The organism is Agromyces larvae (assembly GCF_022811705.1).
Taxonomy (GTDB): domain Bacteria; phylum Actinomycetota; class Actinomycetes; order Actinomycetales; family Microbacteriaceae; genus Agromyces; species Agromyces larvae.
In genome coordinates, this window is record NZ_CP094528.1 from 2,617,185 (window position 1) to 2,631,780 (window position 14,596).

General features: G+C 71.0%; 10 protein-coding genes. 3 read left to right on the forward strand and 7 right to left on the reverse strand.

Translation table 11 applies throughout. The annotated features are described in order from the left end of the window. Nucleotides 1-69 precede the first annotated feature (69 nt). Nucleotides 70-585 (forward strand): NUDIX domain-containing protein, encoded by a 516-nt coding sequence (locus MTO99_RS12670; protein WP_243554007.1) that lies wholly within the window; start codon nt 70-72, stop codon nt 583-585. Between the two features lie 275 nt (nt 586-860). Here MTO99_RS12670 and MTO99_RS12675 read toward each other — a convergent pair whose 3' ends face one another. From MTO99_RS12675 to MTO99_RS12705, 7 genes are all read right to left on the reverse strand, one after another. Continuing rightward, nucleotides 861-2,681 carry a S8 family serine peptidase gene (locus MTO99_RS12675; RefSeq protein WP_243554008.1) on the reverse strand — a complete coding sequence of 607 codons (1,821 nt, stop codon included), beginning with the start codon at nt 2,679-2,681 and terminating at the stop codon, nt 861-863. A 115-nt stretch (nt 2,682-2,796) separates the two neighbouring features. After that, a complete protein-coding gene (locus tag MTO99_RS12680) occupies nt 2,797-5,349 on the reverse strand; it encodes a glycoside hydrolase family 2 protein (protein ID WP_243554009.1) in 2,553 nt (850 codons plus the stop codon). Nucleotides 5,350-5,413: 64 nt separating this feature from the next. Continuing rightward, nucleotides 5,414-6,325, reverse strand: coding sequence for an ABC transporter ATP-binding protein (locus MTO99_RS12685; RefSeq protein ID WP_243554010.1), 912 nt, complete (start codon nt 6,323-6,325; stop codon nt 5,414-5,416). Continuing rightward, nucleotides 6,322-7,263, reverse strand: a complete 942-nt coding sequence (locus MTO99_RS12690) for an ABC transporter ATP-binding protein (RefSeq protein WP_243554011.1) — start codon at nt 7,261-7,263, stop codon at nt 6,322-6,324. Before MTO99_RS12690 ends, MTO99_RS12685 begins: the two co-directional genes overlap by 4 nt. After that, complete coding sequence (locus tag MTO99_RS12695; protein ID WP_243554012.1) at nt 7,260-8,285, reverse strand: ABC transporter permease; 1,026 nt, start codon at nt 8,283-8,285, stop codon at nt 7,260-7,262. Before MTO99_RS12695 ends, MTO99_RS12690 begins: the two co-directional genes overlap by 4 nt. A gap of 15 nt (nt 8,286-8,300) precedes the next feature. Beyond that, entirely contained in the window at nt 8,301-9,290 is a 990-nt protein-coding gene (locus MTO99_RS12700) for an ABC transporter permease (protein ID WP_243554013.1), read from the reverse strand. Nucleotides 9,291-9,324: 34 nt separating this feature from the next. Beyond that, nucleotides 9,325-11,022: an ABC transporter substrate-binding protein gene (locus tag MTO99_RS12705; protein ID WP_243554014.1), complete on the reverse strand. Its 1,698-nt coding sequence runs from the start codon at nt 11,020-11,022 to the stop codon at nt 9,325-9,327. 135 nt (nt 11,023-11,157) lie between these two features. Here MTO99_RS12705 and MTO99_RS12710 point away from each other — a divergent pair, with 135 nt between their 5' ends. Together MTO99_RS12710 and MTO99_RS12715 are read left to right on the forward strand one after the other, a co-directional pair. Beyond that, nucleotides 11,158-12,420, forward strand: coding sequence for an ROK family transcriptional regulator (locus MTO99_RS12710; protein WP_243554015.1), 1,263 nt, complete (start codon nt 11,158-11,160; stop codon nt 12,418-12,420). Beyond that, complete coding sequence (locus MTO99_RS12715; RefSeq protein WP_243554016.1) at nt 12,417-14,594, forward strand: alpha-galactosidase; 2,178 nt, start codon at nt 12,417-12,419, stop codon at nt 14,592-14,594. The genes MTO99_RS12710 and MTO99_RS12715 overlap by 4 nt, the downstream gene beginning before the upstream one ends. The last annotated feature ends 2 nt before the right edge of the window (nt 14,595-14,596 follow it).

Below are 14,596 nucleotides of genomic sequence, written 5' to 3' on the forward strand. Positions count from 1 at the left end.
GCGCGACGCGCGATTGGACACGCACCCGCGCGGCCAGGAGACTGACGGCATGGGACGCGGAGCAGCAGCATGACCGACGAGCCCGCGCAGGCGTACTCCGACGCGTACGCGGCCGCCCACGGACGGTTCGCGGTGATCCCCGCCGCGTACGTGCTGCTCTTCGACCCGCAAGGGCGGGTGCTGCTGCAGCACCGGGTCGACACCGGCTACTACGACGACTGGTGGGGCGCATCGGCGGCCGGTCACGTGGAGGCAGGCGAACCGGTGACGCTCGGGGCCGTGCGCGAGGCATCCGAAGAACTCGGAGTGACGATCGCATCCGACGCGCTCGCACCGCTCACCACCATGCACCGACGCGGTCGCGACGACCGGCCCACCGAGCAGCGCGTCGACTTCTTCTTCGGATGCCGCGACTGGCAGGGGGTGCCCGAACTCCGCGAGTCGACGGCCGACGAGCTGCGCTGGTTCGCGCTCGACGCGTTGCCCGCCCGCGTCGTGCACCACGAGCGGCACGTGCTCGACCTCATCGCGGCCGGAAGCCTGCCGTCGATCACCGTGTACGGATTCGACCGAACCGAGTCCTGACCGGAACGGGACGACGTCCCCCGGATTCCCTCGTTTTGGGGGCATGCCAACTGTCCACCCCCTGATTGCGAGTCCACTCGGCCGGATGGTGTCGACCGCGACCCAGCCGATCGGCTCATTCTCGTACGACGGGAACAACCGGCTGCTCGAGAACCTGGCGGCCGACGCGATCAACAACGCGCAACGCTGAGCCGGGTCCACCCGGCCGCGCAGACGCACCGGATGCCCCGGGCGCGAGCCCGAGGCATCCGGTGCGCTCGTTCAGCGGAGCGCGACTACCGCCCGATCGCACGCAGAGCGTTCACGACGCCCTTGCCGGAGAACCCGTTCTGCGCGGCCGTGCCCTCGCAGGTGTGGGTGGCCGTGACCACCTGGCCGGTGGGCAGCGTACGGGTGTAGGTGAAGTCCGCCGGAACCGGGCACGCGGTCTCCACCGCCGACCGCTCGAGCTTGGCCTGGGTGAGTGCCGCGGGCAGGTAGGTGCCGCCGCGGAGGAAGTCCTTCACCCCGTACTTGCCGACGATGAGCGCCGCGACGCCCGCCGCGTGCGGTGAGGCCATCGACGTGCCCTGCAGGTACTGGTAGTACGCGCAGTTCGCGCCCTCGGCGTCGCAGCTCTTCACCGCCCACGGCACCACGACCTCGCCGTTCTCGTCGATCGCGCCCTCGGCCGCAGCCACGTTCGCGGGGTACGCGGCGAGGATGCCGGCCGCATAGTCGCGCGTGCCGTCGGCCGTGTCGTACACGTCGCCGCCCGGGGCGGCCACGTCGATGTACCCGTTGCCGTAGTCGGAGTAGTACGCCTTGCGGCTCGACGGCCCCGTGCTCGACACCGAGATCACGCCACGCGCCTCCGACGGCATCGAGGTGCACGACGCCGGGTCGAGCAGGTCGCGGGTGTAGGCGATCTCACCGGGCACGTCGGCGAAGTCGGGGCTGCCGGCATCCGTCAGCGGCTTCGTGTAATCGGTCGCCCCGTTGCCCGCCGCGGACACGAGCGTGACCCCGCTGATGCGCGCGAAGTCGAGCGCCCGCTGCATCGCCGTGATGATGGTGCGCTGCTCCTGCTGGTCCTCGGGCGAGTCGGCCGGGTGGCTCGTGCAGTTGAACAGCCACGGGTCGACGTAGTAGCTCATGTTCACGACATCGACGCCGAGCTTCGCGGCGTACGTGAGCGCGTCGACCGACGGCTGCAGGAAGAAGTAGCCCGAGTCCTGACCGGCGCGGAGGTTCACGATCGTCGCCTCGGGCGCGACGCCCGCGATGCCGACGCCGTTCAGCGGCGACGCGATGGTGGATGCCACGTGCGTGCCGTGTCCGTTCTCGTCGACGTCGGCCGGGTCCTCGCAGGAGCCGTCGGACTCCTCCTCGCACGGGCCGTCGACCACGTCGCCGTTCGCGTCGACCGGGATGTCGACCGTGAAGTTGCGGCTGTGCGCGGCGTCGAAGTTCGGCGCGATGTCGGGGTGCGATCCGTCGACGCCGGTGTCGAGGATGCCGACCAGGACGCCCTTGCCCTGCTCGTACCGGTACGAGCCGTCGACGGTGGCGTCGATCGCCTGCAGGTCCCACTGCAGCGACGCGAGCGGGTCGGCCGCGGGCGCCTCGGGCTGGCTGTGGCCGTGGCCGTTGCCGCTGCCCTTTCCCTTGCCGTTGCCGTTGCCGGCTGCGGCGTCGGCGGCCGCCTCGGTCGCCGTCGCGCCGGCGTCGGCGCCCGCATCGGCTCGCACGTCCTGCTCGGCGGCGTCCTGCTTCTGCGCCTCTCCGCTCGCCTTCCGCCCCTCGGGCACGTCGGCGATGACGCGGTTCTGGGCGGTGCCCTCGATCGCGCGCTGCTCCGCGGCGGCATCGGCGAAGCCCGCCTCGGTCGTGGTCACCGTGGCGACGCCGACGTCGGTGTTCTGACTGACGACGGTGCCGCCGGCGGCCTCGACCGCGGCGACCTGCGCCTCGGCGGAGGTGCCCTCGGCGAAGAGGACGACGAACTCGCGTTCGCCGTCCTCGGTTGCGGTCTCCGCGCCCGCCGGCGTCGTCGCCAGCGCCGTCAGGACCAGTGCTGCTGCGCATGTGGCAGCGATCGTGCTTGCTCTTCTCATTCGGGTCTCCCATCGTGTGGTCGGACCGTGCGCGGAAGTGGCGCACATTGGGCGCGATCCTGACACGCCCCCCGAACGGGGGTCAAGAGGTTGCGGGAGATCGCGGCGATCCGGATCAGGCCCGCCGCACCGCCCGCCCGAACTCGTTCGCGGAGCGCACCACCCGCGCGTCGAGCACCCGTGCGGCGTCGACGGGAGCCGGCTGCTCCGACGTGTGCGACCGCGCTGTCACCGTGAACGTCGCCGGCTCGCCCGGCAGCAGCGTCACCAGTCCGGCATCCACGTGCCAGGCCGCGTCGACCTTGTCGACGAGCAGGGTCAGGTCGCGCACGTACGACCGCGCGGTCGCCACAATGGATGCTCCGTCGGCGACGAGCTCGACCGCGTCCGGGTCGAGGCGCTGGTCGACGACCTCGGCGAAGTTCCACAGGGCCCGGTCGTAGCCGTCGGCGGGCGTGACCACGAGCACCTCCCCGGCAGGGTCGCCGGTCGCCGTGACCGACTCGGGAAGCGGCAGTCGCGCGACGCCCCACGCATCGATGTCCACCGTCGCGAGGTGCGCCGCGCGCACGTCGCCGTCGAACGAGATCCGCTCTGCGCGTACCTCGCCCGACCACGCGGCATCCGTCTCGTTGAGGAACACGGCGACGAGCCGCGACGAGGCATCCGAGGCATCCGCCCCTGACTGATCGGGCTGGATCGTGACCAGCCGCGGCCGGAAGGCCGCGCGCATCGCATGCCACAGAGGCTTGCGGTGCTCGGCGAAGTCGACCGCCGCCCACGACACCACCGGCCAGTCGTCGTTGAGCTGCCATACGATCGCGCCCGTGTTCAGCGGCGCGAGCGACCGGAAGTGCTCGAGCCCGAACTGAACCGCGTGCGCCTGGTTGAGCTGCGTCGCCCAGTGCCAGTCCTCGATGCCGCGCCCGTCGACGACGGCAGGCACCGGCAGGTGCGGGCCGAGCCCGCGCTCGAGCTTGCCGTTGCCGTCGTCGGCCTTCTGGTGCACGAGCAGTTGGGGCCCGTAGGGGTCGAGCGGTTGGTCGTGCACGACCGACGTGAGCGTCGACCAGGCGGGCGGACCCTGGAAACCGAATTCGGCGACGAACCGCGGCCGCCATTCGCGGTACGCCGTGTAGTCGCGCTCGTTCCACACGTCCCAGATGTGCACCGTGCCGTTCGACGCGTCGTTCGGGTGCAGGTAGTCGGAGAACGAGAACGGGCTTCCCGGCGTGTACGGCCGGGTCGGATCGAGCTCGCCGAGGAGCTCGGGCAGGATACGCCGGTAGTACCCGTTGCCCCAGGTGCGGCCGCCGAGCCGCGCCCGCCACCCCCACTCGGCATACCCGACGAGGTTCTCGTTGTTGCCGTTCCACAGCACGAGGCTCGGGTGCGGCGAGAGCCGCGTCGCGTTGTCGCGCAGCTCCGCCTCGACCTCCGAGCGGAGCCACTTCTCTTCGGCGTACGCCGCGCACGCGAACAGCACGTCCTGCCAGACCAGGATCCCGGCCTCGTCGCACGCGTCGTAGAAGTCGTCGGATTCGTAGAGCCCGCCGCCCCACACGCGCAGCAGGTTCAGGTTCGCCTCGACCGCGTCGGCGATGCGGCGATCGATGCGATCACGGTCGACTTCGGTGACGAACGCGTGGTCGGGGATCCAGTTCGCACCCCGCACCCGCACGTCGCGTCCGTTCAGGCGCAGCACGAACCGGCTGCCGACTTCGTCGGCCGAGGTGTCGAGCTCGACGGTGCGGAACCCCACCCGGCCGGTCCAGGCATCCGTCTGCCCCGACGTCGTCGCGACCTCGAGCCGCACCTCGTACAACGGCTGCTCGCCGAACCCGAGCGGCCACCAGCGGCGCACGTCCGGCACCGCGACGACCACGACCCCGGATGACGCGACCCGCGCCGACCCGCGCGCCGCCTCGACGCCCGCCAGCGAGACGATCACGGTGGCCTCGACAGGCTCGCCGCGGCCCTCGTCGCCGCGCGCGAGGTCGACGTGCGTCGTCAAGATGCCGGTGCGCCCCGTGACGTCCACGAGCGGGCGCACGCCGAGGATGCGTACGCCCGACCACGCCTCGATCGCGATCGGCTTCCAGATGCCGACCGTGGCGACGTCGATGCCCCAGTCCCAGCCGAAGTTCGACGCCGACTTGCGCAGCGCGTTGTACGGGTGGTGGTTCACGTGCGGCAACTCGCCGCCCGTCGCACGCGAGCGTCGTTCCGCCTCGGGCACGGGCGCGGTGAAGTCGACGGTGATCGTGTTCTCGCCCTCGACGAGCAGCTCGCGCACGTCGATTCGATGGGTGCGGAACTGGTTCTCGACGTGGCCGACGTGCCGCCCGTTCAGCCGGATCTCGGCGACCGTGTCGAGTCCGTGCGCGACCAGCTCGACGCGCTCGGCGGGAGCGGCCGGGCCGCCCGGCTCGACCCAGGTGAACGTGCGCTCGTAACGCCAGTCGGTGTCGCCGATCCACTGCTGGGATGCCTCGTGGTCGCCGTCGAACGGGTCGGCGATGAGGCCGGCGGCGACGAGGTCGGTGTGCACGACGCCGGGCACGGCACCCGGGAACGACGAGGCGGTCACCTCGGGCGGGATCGGCGAGCGCGCCGCCGAGCCGAGAGCGGTGACGGTCCAGGCGCCGTCGAGCGAGAGCGAGTGCATGGGGGAATCCTCCTCCGATGGTGCGATGGGGTGGGACGAGAGGTCGGCCGTTGCGGCCGAACGGTCAGGATGCTGCGGCGAGGGGCGGCACGGACGCACCGTCGAGACTCGTCCACTGCCCGGTGTGGTGGTCGAAGCTGACCCGGTTGTCGAGCCGCGACCGGTCGGGCGCACCACCGTCGCGCACCAGCGCGCCCGCGCGTTCGGGGTCGGGCGCCGCCGCGGCGAGCAGCTTCGTGTACTCATGCTGCGGGTCGAGGATGACCCGGTCGCTCGGGCCGCGTTCGACGATGCGGCCCTTGTACATGACGAGCACCTCGTCGGAGAAGTGCCGCGCGGTCGCCAGGTCGTGGGTGATGTACAGCACCGCGAGGTGGTCCTCACGCTGGAGGCGCGCCATCAGGTTCAGCACGCCGAGGCGGATCGAGACGTCGAGCATCGACACCGGCTCATCCGCGATGAGCACCTGCGCGCCCGGCGCGAGGGCGCGCGCGATCGCGACGCGTTGGCGTTGCCCGCCCGACAGCTCGTGCGGTCGGCGGGCCGCGACCCGATCCGCCGGCTCGAGATTGACGCGCTCGAGCATGTGCAGCACCCGCTCGTGCACGGCCTCGCGTCCCGTCGCCCGGTGGTGCAGCATGAGCGGCCGGGCGATGTGGTGCTCGACGGTGTGGAACGGATTCAGCGAGGCGAACGGGTCCTGGAACACCATCTGCACATGTCGGCGGTACATCGAGCCGAGCACGGGCGTGTGGTCCTCGAGGCGCACATCGATCGTGCCCGAGGTGGGCTTCTCGAGCCGCGCGAGCATGCGGGCGATGGTCGACTTGCCCGAGCCCGACTCGCCGACGAGGGCGACGGTGCGGCCGGGCCGCAGATCGAACGACACCCGGTCGACTGCGGTGAGCCGCCGCCGCTTCAGGCCGTCTCGCACGGTGAAGACCTTCGTCAGGTCGCGAACCTCGACGCTCGTCATCGTGCGTCCTGCCCTTCGTCGGTGGATGCCGCGGATGCGCCGTCGTCGATCGCGGCCCCCGTGCGGATGAACGACCCGCGGTCGCCGGTCAGGCTCGGGAACGAGCCGAGCAGCTTCCTGGTGTACGGGTGCCGGGGCTCGTCGTGAATGCGGCGGGCCGTGTCGAGCTCGACGATCTCGCCGTCGAGCATGACCGCGATGCGGTCGCTGATCTCGAGCAGCAGCGGCAGGTCGTGCGTGATGAAGATGACCGCGAAGTCCAGTTCGTCGCGCAGGCGCACGATCTCGCGGAGGATCTCGCGCTGGACGACCACGTCGAGCGCCGTGGTCGGCTCGTCCATGATCATCACCTGCGGTTCGAGCAGCAACGCCATCGCGATCATGACGCGCTGGCGCATGCCGCCCGACAGTTCGTGCGGGAACGAGGCGAGCCGGTCGCGGCCGACCCCGACGCGGTCGAGCACATCACCAGCGAGCCGCCGGCGCTCGGCGCGGCGCATCCGCGGCCGGTGCGCGATGAGCACGTCCTCGAGCTGCGCCCGGATGCTGATCACCGGGTTCAGCGCGTTCATCGCGCCCTGGAACACCATCGACAGCTTGTCCCAGCGGAACTGCTCCAGCGAGCGCTCGTCGAGGCCGAGCAGATCGATGTCGGTTCCGGACCGGTCGTGGAAGGTGATCGACCCCGACGAGATCACGGCGGGCGGCTTGTGCAACCGATTGATCGCGTAGGCGAGGGTCGTCTTGCCGCACCCCGACTCGCCCGCCAGGCCGAGGATCTCGCCCTGGATGAGGTCGAAGCTCACGTCGCGCACCGCGCGGACGGGATGCTCGACCTCGTAGGTCACGCTGAGGTCGCGCACCCGGATGACCGCGCGTTCATCGCCGCCGGAGGCCCGGGTGACGGCGGTGTCGTCGATGGAGGTCGCGATGGTCATGCCGGCTCCTTCGCCTGCTCGGATGCCCCGCGGGCGGATGCCCCGCGACGAGCCGCACGACGTGCCGCCCGCGCACGCCGACGGTGGAGCCGGACGTTGCGGAGCTTGGGGTTGATGATCTCGTCGATCGAGAAGTTCACGAGCGACAGTCCGGTGCCGAACAGGGCGATCACGAGCCCCGGCGGCACGAACCACCACCAGGCGCCGAGCGGCAGTGCGAAGCCGTTCTGCGCGAAGAAGAGCATCGTGCCCAGGGTCGACGCGTTCGAGGCGCCGAGCCCGAGGAACGACAGCCCCGCCTCGCCGAGGATCGCGGCGATCACCGCGAACACGAACTGCGACGCGAGCACCGGCAGCAGGTTCGGCAGAATCTCGATCGCGACGACCCGCCAGGCGGGCTCCCCGGCGACCTTGGCCGCGGCGACGTAGTCGCGGGCGCGCACCGACAGCGTCTGCGCACGGAGGACCCGCGCCGCACCGGCCCAACCGGTGATCGCGAGCACCACGGCGATGGTCCACAGGCCCCGCGCCTCGCGCGGCACGAAGCCGGCGAGCACGATCACCAGCGGCAGACCGGGGATGACCAGGAACACGTTCGACAGCAGCGAGAACGCCTCGTCGGCCACGCCGCCCCAGTAGGCGCCGAGGATGCCGACCACCGCGGAGATGAGCGTCGCCAGGATGCCGACGATGAAGCCGATCGTGAGCGACCCGCGGGTGGCGTAGGCGAGCTGGGCGAACACGTCCTGCCCGGTCTGGGTGGTGCCAAGCCAGAACTCGGCGCTCGGCGGAGTCATCCCGATGTCGCGGATCGCCGACGGGTCGCCGACGAAGAACGGACCGAGCAACCCGAACAGCACGATCGCGCCGATGAGCGAGAGCCCGGTGATGAGCGCCGGAGTCGGCGTCGGAAGCATCAACCGCCACGCCGAGCGGGAGCGCTGGGGCGAGTCGGCCGCGAGTTCGTCGAGGTCGGGGGCCGCGCCGACGGCGGCCGCGGCATCCGTCTGGATGTTGGTCATCTGTCGATGCCTCCTTCAGGACCGAGCGCGCGTGCGCGGGTCGATGACGCCGTACAGCAGGTCGACGATGAGGTTCGCGCCGAGCACCGCGAGGGTGATGTACAGGAAGATGCCCTGCATGAGCGCGTAGTCGTTGCTCGTCACGGCCGACAGCAGCTTCGATCCGATGCCGGGGTATGAGAACACCTGCTCGGTCACGATCGAACCCGACACCACGAAGCCGAGCGAGATCGCGAACCCGGCGATCGACGGCAGCACCGCGTTACGGGCCGCGTACGTGCGCAGGATGCGGCCGCGTGAGAGCCCCTTCGCCTCCGCGGTGACGATGTAGTCCTCCGAGAGGGTCGACACCATCATGTTGCGCATGCCGAGCAGCCAGCCGCCGAGCGACGCGATCACGATCGTCGCGGCCGGCAGCACGCCGTACTGGACGGCGGACGCGATGAAGTCCCAGCTCCAGCCCGGGTCGAGCACCACGTCGTAGCCGCCCTGGCTCGGGAACCAGTGCAGGGTCGTCGCGAACACGTACACGAGGATGAGCGCGAGCCAGAAGTACGGCACCGCGGCCAGCAGCGTCGTGGCCGGCACGAGCGAGTCGAGCCAGGTGCCGGGCCGCCAGCCCACGAACGCGCCGAGACCGACGCCGATCACCGTCGCGATGATCGTCGCGATGCCGACGAGGGCGACCGTCCACGGCAGCGAATCGCCGATCACGGTCGTCACCGGCGTCGGGAAGTACGCGACCGAGACACCGAGCTCGCCGCGGAACACGTTGCCGAGGTACTGCACGTACTGCACCGGCAACGGCTCCGAGGTATCGCCCCCGAGGAGGAGCGAGTAGGCGTGCCGGGTCGACTCGGTCACCGTGCCGCCGCGCTGCTGGAGCTTGGCGAGCAGGATGTCGACCGGGTTGCCGGGCATCAGCCTGGGGATGATGAAGTTCAGGGTCAGCGCCGCCCAGAGTGCGACGAGGTAGAACCCCAGCTTGCGCAGGACGTAGTTCATCGGGCGACCTGCATCCTCCTCGGGAGCGACATGCTCACTCCCCGGCCGGGGCGAGGCGCTTGAAGACCTCGGCGTTGTCGGGGCTCGACCACACCGCGGGCACCGCGTAGAGGTCGTCCTCGGTCGGCCAGCCGGTGAACTTGTCGGCGTGGTACTCGCTGGTGGTACCGCCGGTCAGGATCGGGATGTAGGGCATGTCCTCGACGATGTGCTGCTGGATCACGTCGAAGTACGGCTGTCGCGCGTCGGCGTCCGCCGGGTCGATCGTGGACAGCGCTTCGAGCGCCGCGTCGACCTCGGGCACCGAGTAACGCGCGAAGTTGTTGCCGGCGGCCTCGCCGACCGCGGCCGTCGCCGTGGACTCGAAGAAGTAGTGATACACGTAGTACGGGTCGCTCGCCGGGCCCTGCCAGAGCGAGTCGATGGCGAGCTGGTAGTCGCCCTTCGACTTCTTGTCGGTCCACTCGTTCCACGACGACTGGGCGGCGTTCACCTCGATGCCCGCGTCCTTCGCCTGCTGGGTGATCGTCTCGAGCGCGGTGATGTAGTCCGTCCACCCCGAGACGGTCTCGATCGTGAGCGAGAGCTTCTGCCCGTCCTTCGCGTAGATCCCGTCGTCGCCCTTCGCCCAGCCGGCGGCCTCGAGGATCTCGCCGGCCTTCGCCGCGTCGGCTGTCGACGGTGCGACGGGCTCGGTGATCGCGTCGGAGATCGTGTCGGACTGCGAGTCGAGCAGCGCGAACGTCGGCGACATGTCGGCGGCAGTGTTCGTGAACGCGAGCGAGTTCAGCTGGGTGCGGTCCATGGCGTAGTAGAGCGCCTGACGCACCGCGGGGTCGGTCTGCGGGCCGGTGCAGCCGAGGTCGACGTTCGCGCAGGCGCCGAGCACCATCTGGCTCTGGTGGATCGTCACCGAGTCGTAGCCCGGGTAGTGGCCGGCGACGTCGTCGATGTTCGGCACGGGGCCGGTCTGCCAGTCGATCGTGCCCGCGGCGAGCGCGTCGGCTCCGGCCGTGTTGCCCGACAGCGAGATGTAGCGCACGTTCTTCACCTTCGGCTCGCCGCCCCAGTAGTCGGGGTTCGCGGTGAGGGTGAACGCCTGCGGCTTGAAGTTCGTGAGGGTGAACGGCCCGGTGCCGACGGGCTGCTCCATGACGTTCGTGGCGGGGTCGATGTCCTTCCAGATGTGCTCGGGCACGATCCAGACGCCGCCGAGGATATCGGGGCCGGAGATGAACGCGGGCTGGTCCCAGGTGACCGTGACATGGGTGTCGTCGACCTTCTCGGCGACGCCGTCGAAGCCGGTCGTGTTGAGCGACTCGTTCTCGCGGAGCATGTCGAGGGTGAACACCACGTCGTCGGCGTCGAACGCTTCGCCGTCGGTCCAGGTCACGTCGTCGCGGAGCGTGATCGACAGCACGGTGCCGTCGTCGTTCCACGAGTACTCGGTGCCGAGCAGCGGTTCGGGCTCGCCGCCGCCGGCCTTGTTGATGAAGAACAGGCCTTCGTAGATCGATCCGCGACCGCCGATGTTGGTCGGTGCGTACGGGTTGAAGTTGATCTGGTAGTCGCCCGACTGGCCGGTGTAGGCGATCAGCGTGTCGGCGGCGCTCGAGGAGCCGGCCGCGGATCCCGTGCAGCCGGCGAGGCCGAGCGTGGCCGCTGCGGCGAAGGCGGCGCCGGCGAGCAGAGCCCGGCGGCGGCGTGTTGCGAGGTGACGCAGGAACATCATCGTCCTTTCTGTCGCGCCGGTGCGAGCGAGGCATCGGCTCTGACACCTTGATGGGGGCGGTTGCCCCGGGCCATTCTTACGTGAGTAAATTAAGTTCGTCAAGATAGTTCGACGGCCTGTGGACGAGGAGGTGCCATGGCGGGAACCGATGAGCGCGGGTCGACGCGCAGCCTCGTGCTGCGCGCCATCCGCGCGGGGGGAACGGTGAGCCGCACCGAACTCGCCGACGCGACCGGCCTGGCCGGCGCGTCGATCACGCGCATCGTGCGCGGGCTCATCGACGAGGGGCTCGTCACCGAGGTGGGCCTCGCCGAGTCCCGCGGCGGCACCCCCAGACGTCTGCTCGAACTCGACCCTGCCGCCCGCTACGCGGCGGGCGTCCACCTCGACCGCCACGGGTCGCACATCGTGCTGACCGACCTCGCGGGCCGGGTCGTCGCGCGCGATGACGGCGCCGGCTTCGGACCGTCTCCGATGGAGACGCTGGTATCGCTCGCCGAACGGATCGCCGACCTCGTCGACTCGGTCGGCGTGCCGCCCGAGCGCATTCTCGGCATCGGCCTGGGCAGCTACGGCCCCCAGGACCGCCGTACCCGTCGGATCCGATCGGGGTACGTCGACGCCGAGTGGCAGGGCACCGACGTCTGCGGAGTGCTCGAGCACCTCACCGGCCTGCCCGTCGCGCTCGAGAACGACGCCCTCGCCGTCGCCGTCGGCGAACTGTGGTCGGGGGGCATGCCGCCCACCGCCACCTATGCGGTGGTCTACCTCGCCGGCGGCATCGGCGGCGGTGTCGTCGTGGGCGGGCGAGCGTACCGCGGTTCGTCGTCGAACGGCGTGGAACTCGGGCACATCACCATCGACCACGCAGGCGCGCTCTGCACCTGCGGCAACCGCGGATGCCTCGACAACATCGCGGGGCCGCACGCCGTCGTCGAACGCGCGATCGCAGACACCGACCTCGGCGAGCGGCTCGGCCTCACCGGGACCGAGGCGTCCATCGCCACGGACTTCCGGCTCATCACGGATGCCGCCGCCGACGGCAACCGCATCGCGCACGAGCTGATCGAGCACTCGGCTCGAGCGATCGCGACCGGCGCGGTGACGCTGGCGAACCTCTTCGACCTCGACTCGGTCGTGCTCGCAGGCCCGGGCTACGGGCGGATGCTGCCCGTCTACCGCGACGCCGTGGCCGACGCCCTGGATCGGTCGTTCTTCGCCCGCGCCCTGCACGTCGTGACCGCGACCGCCTCGACGTCGACGACCGAGGCCGTGGCGTTCGGCGCCGCTGCGTCGGTGCTCGAATCGGCCTTCGGCCCCGACGATGCCGCCGACGCGCTCGTGCCCTTCCCCCGCCACCGACCGATCACCCGACCGGCCTACCAGGAGCTCACGTGACCACCACCACCGACTCGTCCGGCACCGCCGTCCTGCGCGCGCACGGCGTCGGCCTCGTCCTCGCTCCCTCGGGCAGCGGATTGCCCGCCGTCGTGCACTGGGGCGCCGACCCCGGGCCGCTCTCCGGCGCCGATGTCGACGCGCTCGTGCGGGCGTCGGTGCGCCAGACGGCGCCTGGAACCCTGGATGCCGCGTGGCTGGTGCCGATCGTGCCGCAGGAGTCCGACGGCTGGTCGGGGCGCCCCGGGCTGGTCGCCACCCGAGACGGGCGGCCGGTGTTCCCCCGCTGGACGATCGACGCGATCGACGTCGAGGGCGCGGCCGGACTCGCCGGCGAGGCATGCGCGAACGTCGCCGTGGTGCGCGCGTCGAGCCCCGGCCTCGCCCTCGAGACCCGACTGGCGATCGAGCCGGGTGGCGTCGTGACGGTGCGCCACCGGCTGACCAACACCGGCGAGGGCGTCGTGTCGGTCGCCTGGCTCGAGGCAATCCTGCCGGTGCCGAAGGGCGTGCGTTCGCTCACCGAGTTCGCCGGCCGCTGGACGCGTGAGAAAGTGCCGCACACCGCGCCGATGCCGCGCGGCTCGAACGTGCGCCAGACCCGACGCGGCCGCACCGGTCACGACGCGCCGCACGTGCTCATCGCAGCGCGCGACGCGACGCCGGCGAACCGATCGGGCGAACTCTGGTCGGTGCACCTCGGCTGGAGCGCGGACGTCACCTCCCGCACCGACCGCCTGCACGACACGACCGCGCAGATCGGGGCGGGCGAGCTGCTGCGCCCCGAGGAGATCCGTCTCGCACCGGGCGAGGCCTACGAGACCCCGGTCGCCTTCTTCGCCTGGTCGGATGCGGGCCTCGACGGGCTGTCGGCCCGGTTCCACACGTACCTCCGCTCTCGCCCGAACCACCCGAGCAACCCGCGGCCGCTCGTGCTGAACACGTGGGAGGCCGTGTACTTCGATCACGACCCCGCCCGTCTCGCCGAACTCGCGACCCTCGCCGCGAGCGTCGGCATCGAGCGATTCGTCCTCGACGACGGCTGGTTCCACGACCGCCGCGACGACACCCGCGGGCTCGGCGACTGGGTCGTCGACCGCACGGTGTGGCCCGACGGTCTCGGCCCGCTCGCCGACCACGTGCACGCGCTCGGCATGGAGTTCGGGCTCTGGTTCGAGCCCGAGATGGTGAGCCTCGACTCCGACCTCGCCCGGGCGCACCCCGACTGGCTGCTGCACGACCCGGCGCACGTCCCGCCGCCCGCGCACCTGTCGTGGCGGACGCAGTTCGTCCTCGACCTCGCCCGTCCTGAGGCGTACGAGCACGTGCTCGGGCAGCTCGATGCGCTGGTCGCCGAACTCGGCGTCGACTTCATCAAGTGGGATCACAATCGCGATCTCGTCGACACCGTCCACGACGGCCGGCCCGGCACCCACGAGCAGACCCTCGCCGCGTGGCGCTTGATGGCCGAGCTGAAGGCGAGGTATCCGGGCCTTGAGATCGAGTCCTGCTCATCGGGCGGCGCGCGAACCGATCTCGGCATCCTCCAGGTGGCCGACCGCGTGTGGGCGAGCGACTCGAACGACCCGGTCGAGCGACAGGACATCCAGCGCTGGACCCAGCTGCTGCTGCCGCCCGAACTCGTCGGCGGGCACGTCGGCCCCGCGGTCTCGCACAGCTCGGGCCGCGCCACCGACCTGTCGTTCCGGCTGGCGACGAGCCTCATGGGGTCCGCCGGCTTCGAGTGGGACATCTCGGAGTGCGACGCCGACGAGGTGGCGACGATCACCCGCTGGGCCGGGCTCTACCGCGAGCTGCGCGGGCTGATCCACACGGGCGTCGCGGTGCATCCGGATGTCTCGGATCCGGCCCTGCGCATGACCGGCGCGGTGGCACTCGATGGATCGGAGGCGGTGTTCACCGTCGCGACCGTCGCGACGCTGGAGGACGCGCAGCCCGAGACCATCCGCCTCGACGGGCTCCACCGCGACCGACGGTACCGGGTGCGCGTGCGCAACGAGATCGGGCCCGACCGGCACGGGTTCTGGACGCCCGAGTGGTACTCCGCCGGCGGTGTCGAGTTGCCGGGTTCACTGCTCGTCGACGTCGGGTTGCAGCCGCCGACGCTCTGGCCGATGCAGGCGTTCGTGCTGCACGCGGTCGCGGTCGAGTGAGC

Bases quoted from the DNA above. Each gene is read 5' to 3' on its own strand.
- MTO99_RS12700 (WP_243554013.1), bottom strand. From the start codon at position 9,290: ATGAACTACGTCCTGCGCAAGCTGGGGTTCTACCTCGTCGCACTCTGG.
- MTO99_RS12695 (WP_243554012.1), bottom strand. From the start codon at position 8,285: ATGACCAACATCCAGACGGATGCCGCGGCCGCCGTCGGCGCGGCCCCC.
- MTO99_RS12710 (WP_243554015.1), top strand. From the start codon at position 11,158: ATGGCGGGAACCGATGAGCGCGGGTCGACGCGCAGCCTCGTGCTGCGC.
- MTO99_RS12680 (WP_243554009.1), bottom strand. From the start codon at position 5,349: ATGCACTCGCTCTCGCTCGACGGCGCCTGGACCGTCACCGCTCTCGGC.
- MTO99_RS12705 (WP_243554014.1), bottom strand. From the start codon at position 11,022: ATGATGTTCCTGCGTCACCTCGCAACACGCCGCCGCCGGGCTCTGCTC.
- MTO99_RS12690 (WP_243554011.1), bottom strand. From the start codon at position 7,263: ATGACCATCGCGACCTCCATCGACGACACCGCCGTCACCCGGGCCTCC.
- MTO99_RS12685 (WP_243554010.1), bottom strand. From the start codon at position 6,325: ATGACGAGCGTCGAGGTTCGCGACCTGACGAAGGTCTTCACCGTGCGA.
- MTO99_RS12670 (WP_243554007.1), top strand. From the start codon at position 70: ATGACCGACGAGCCCGCGCAGGCGTACTCCGACGCGTACGCGGCCGCC.
- MTO99_RS12675 (WP_243554008.1), bottom strand. From the start codon at position 2,681: ATGAGAAGAGCAAGCACGATCGCTGCCACATGCGCAGCAGCACTGGTC.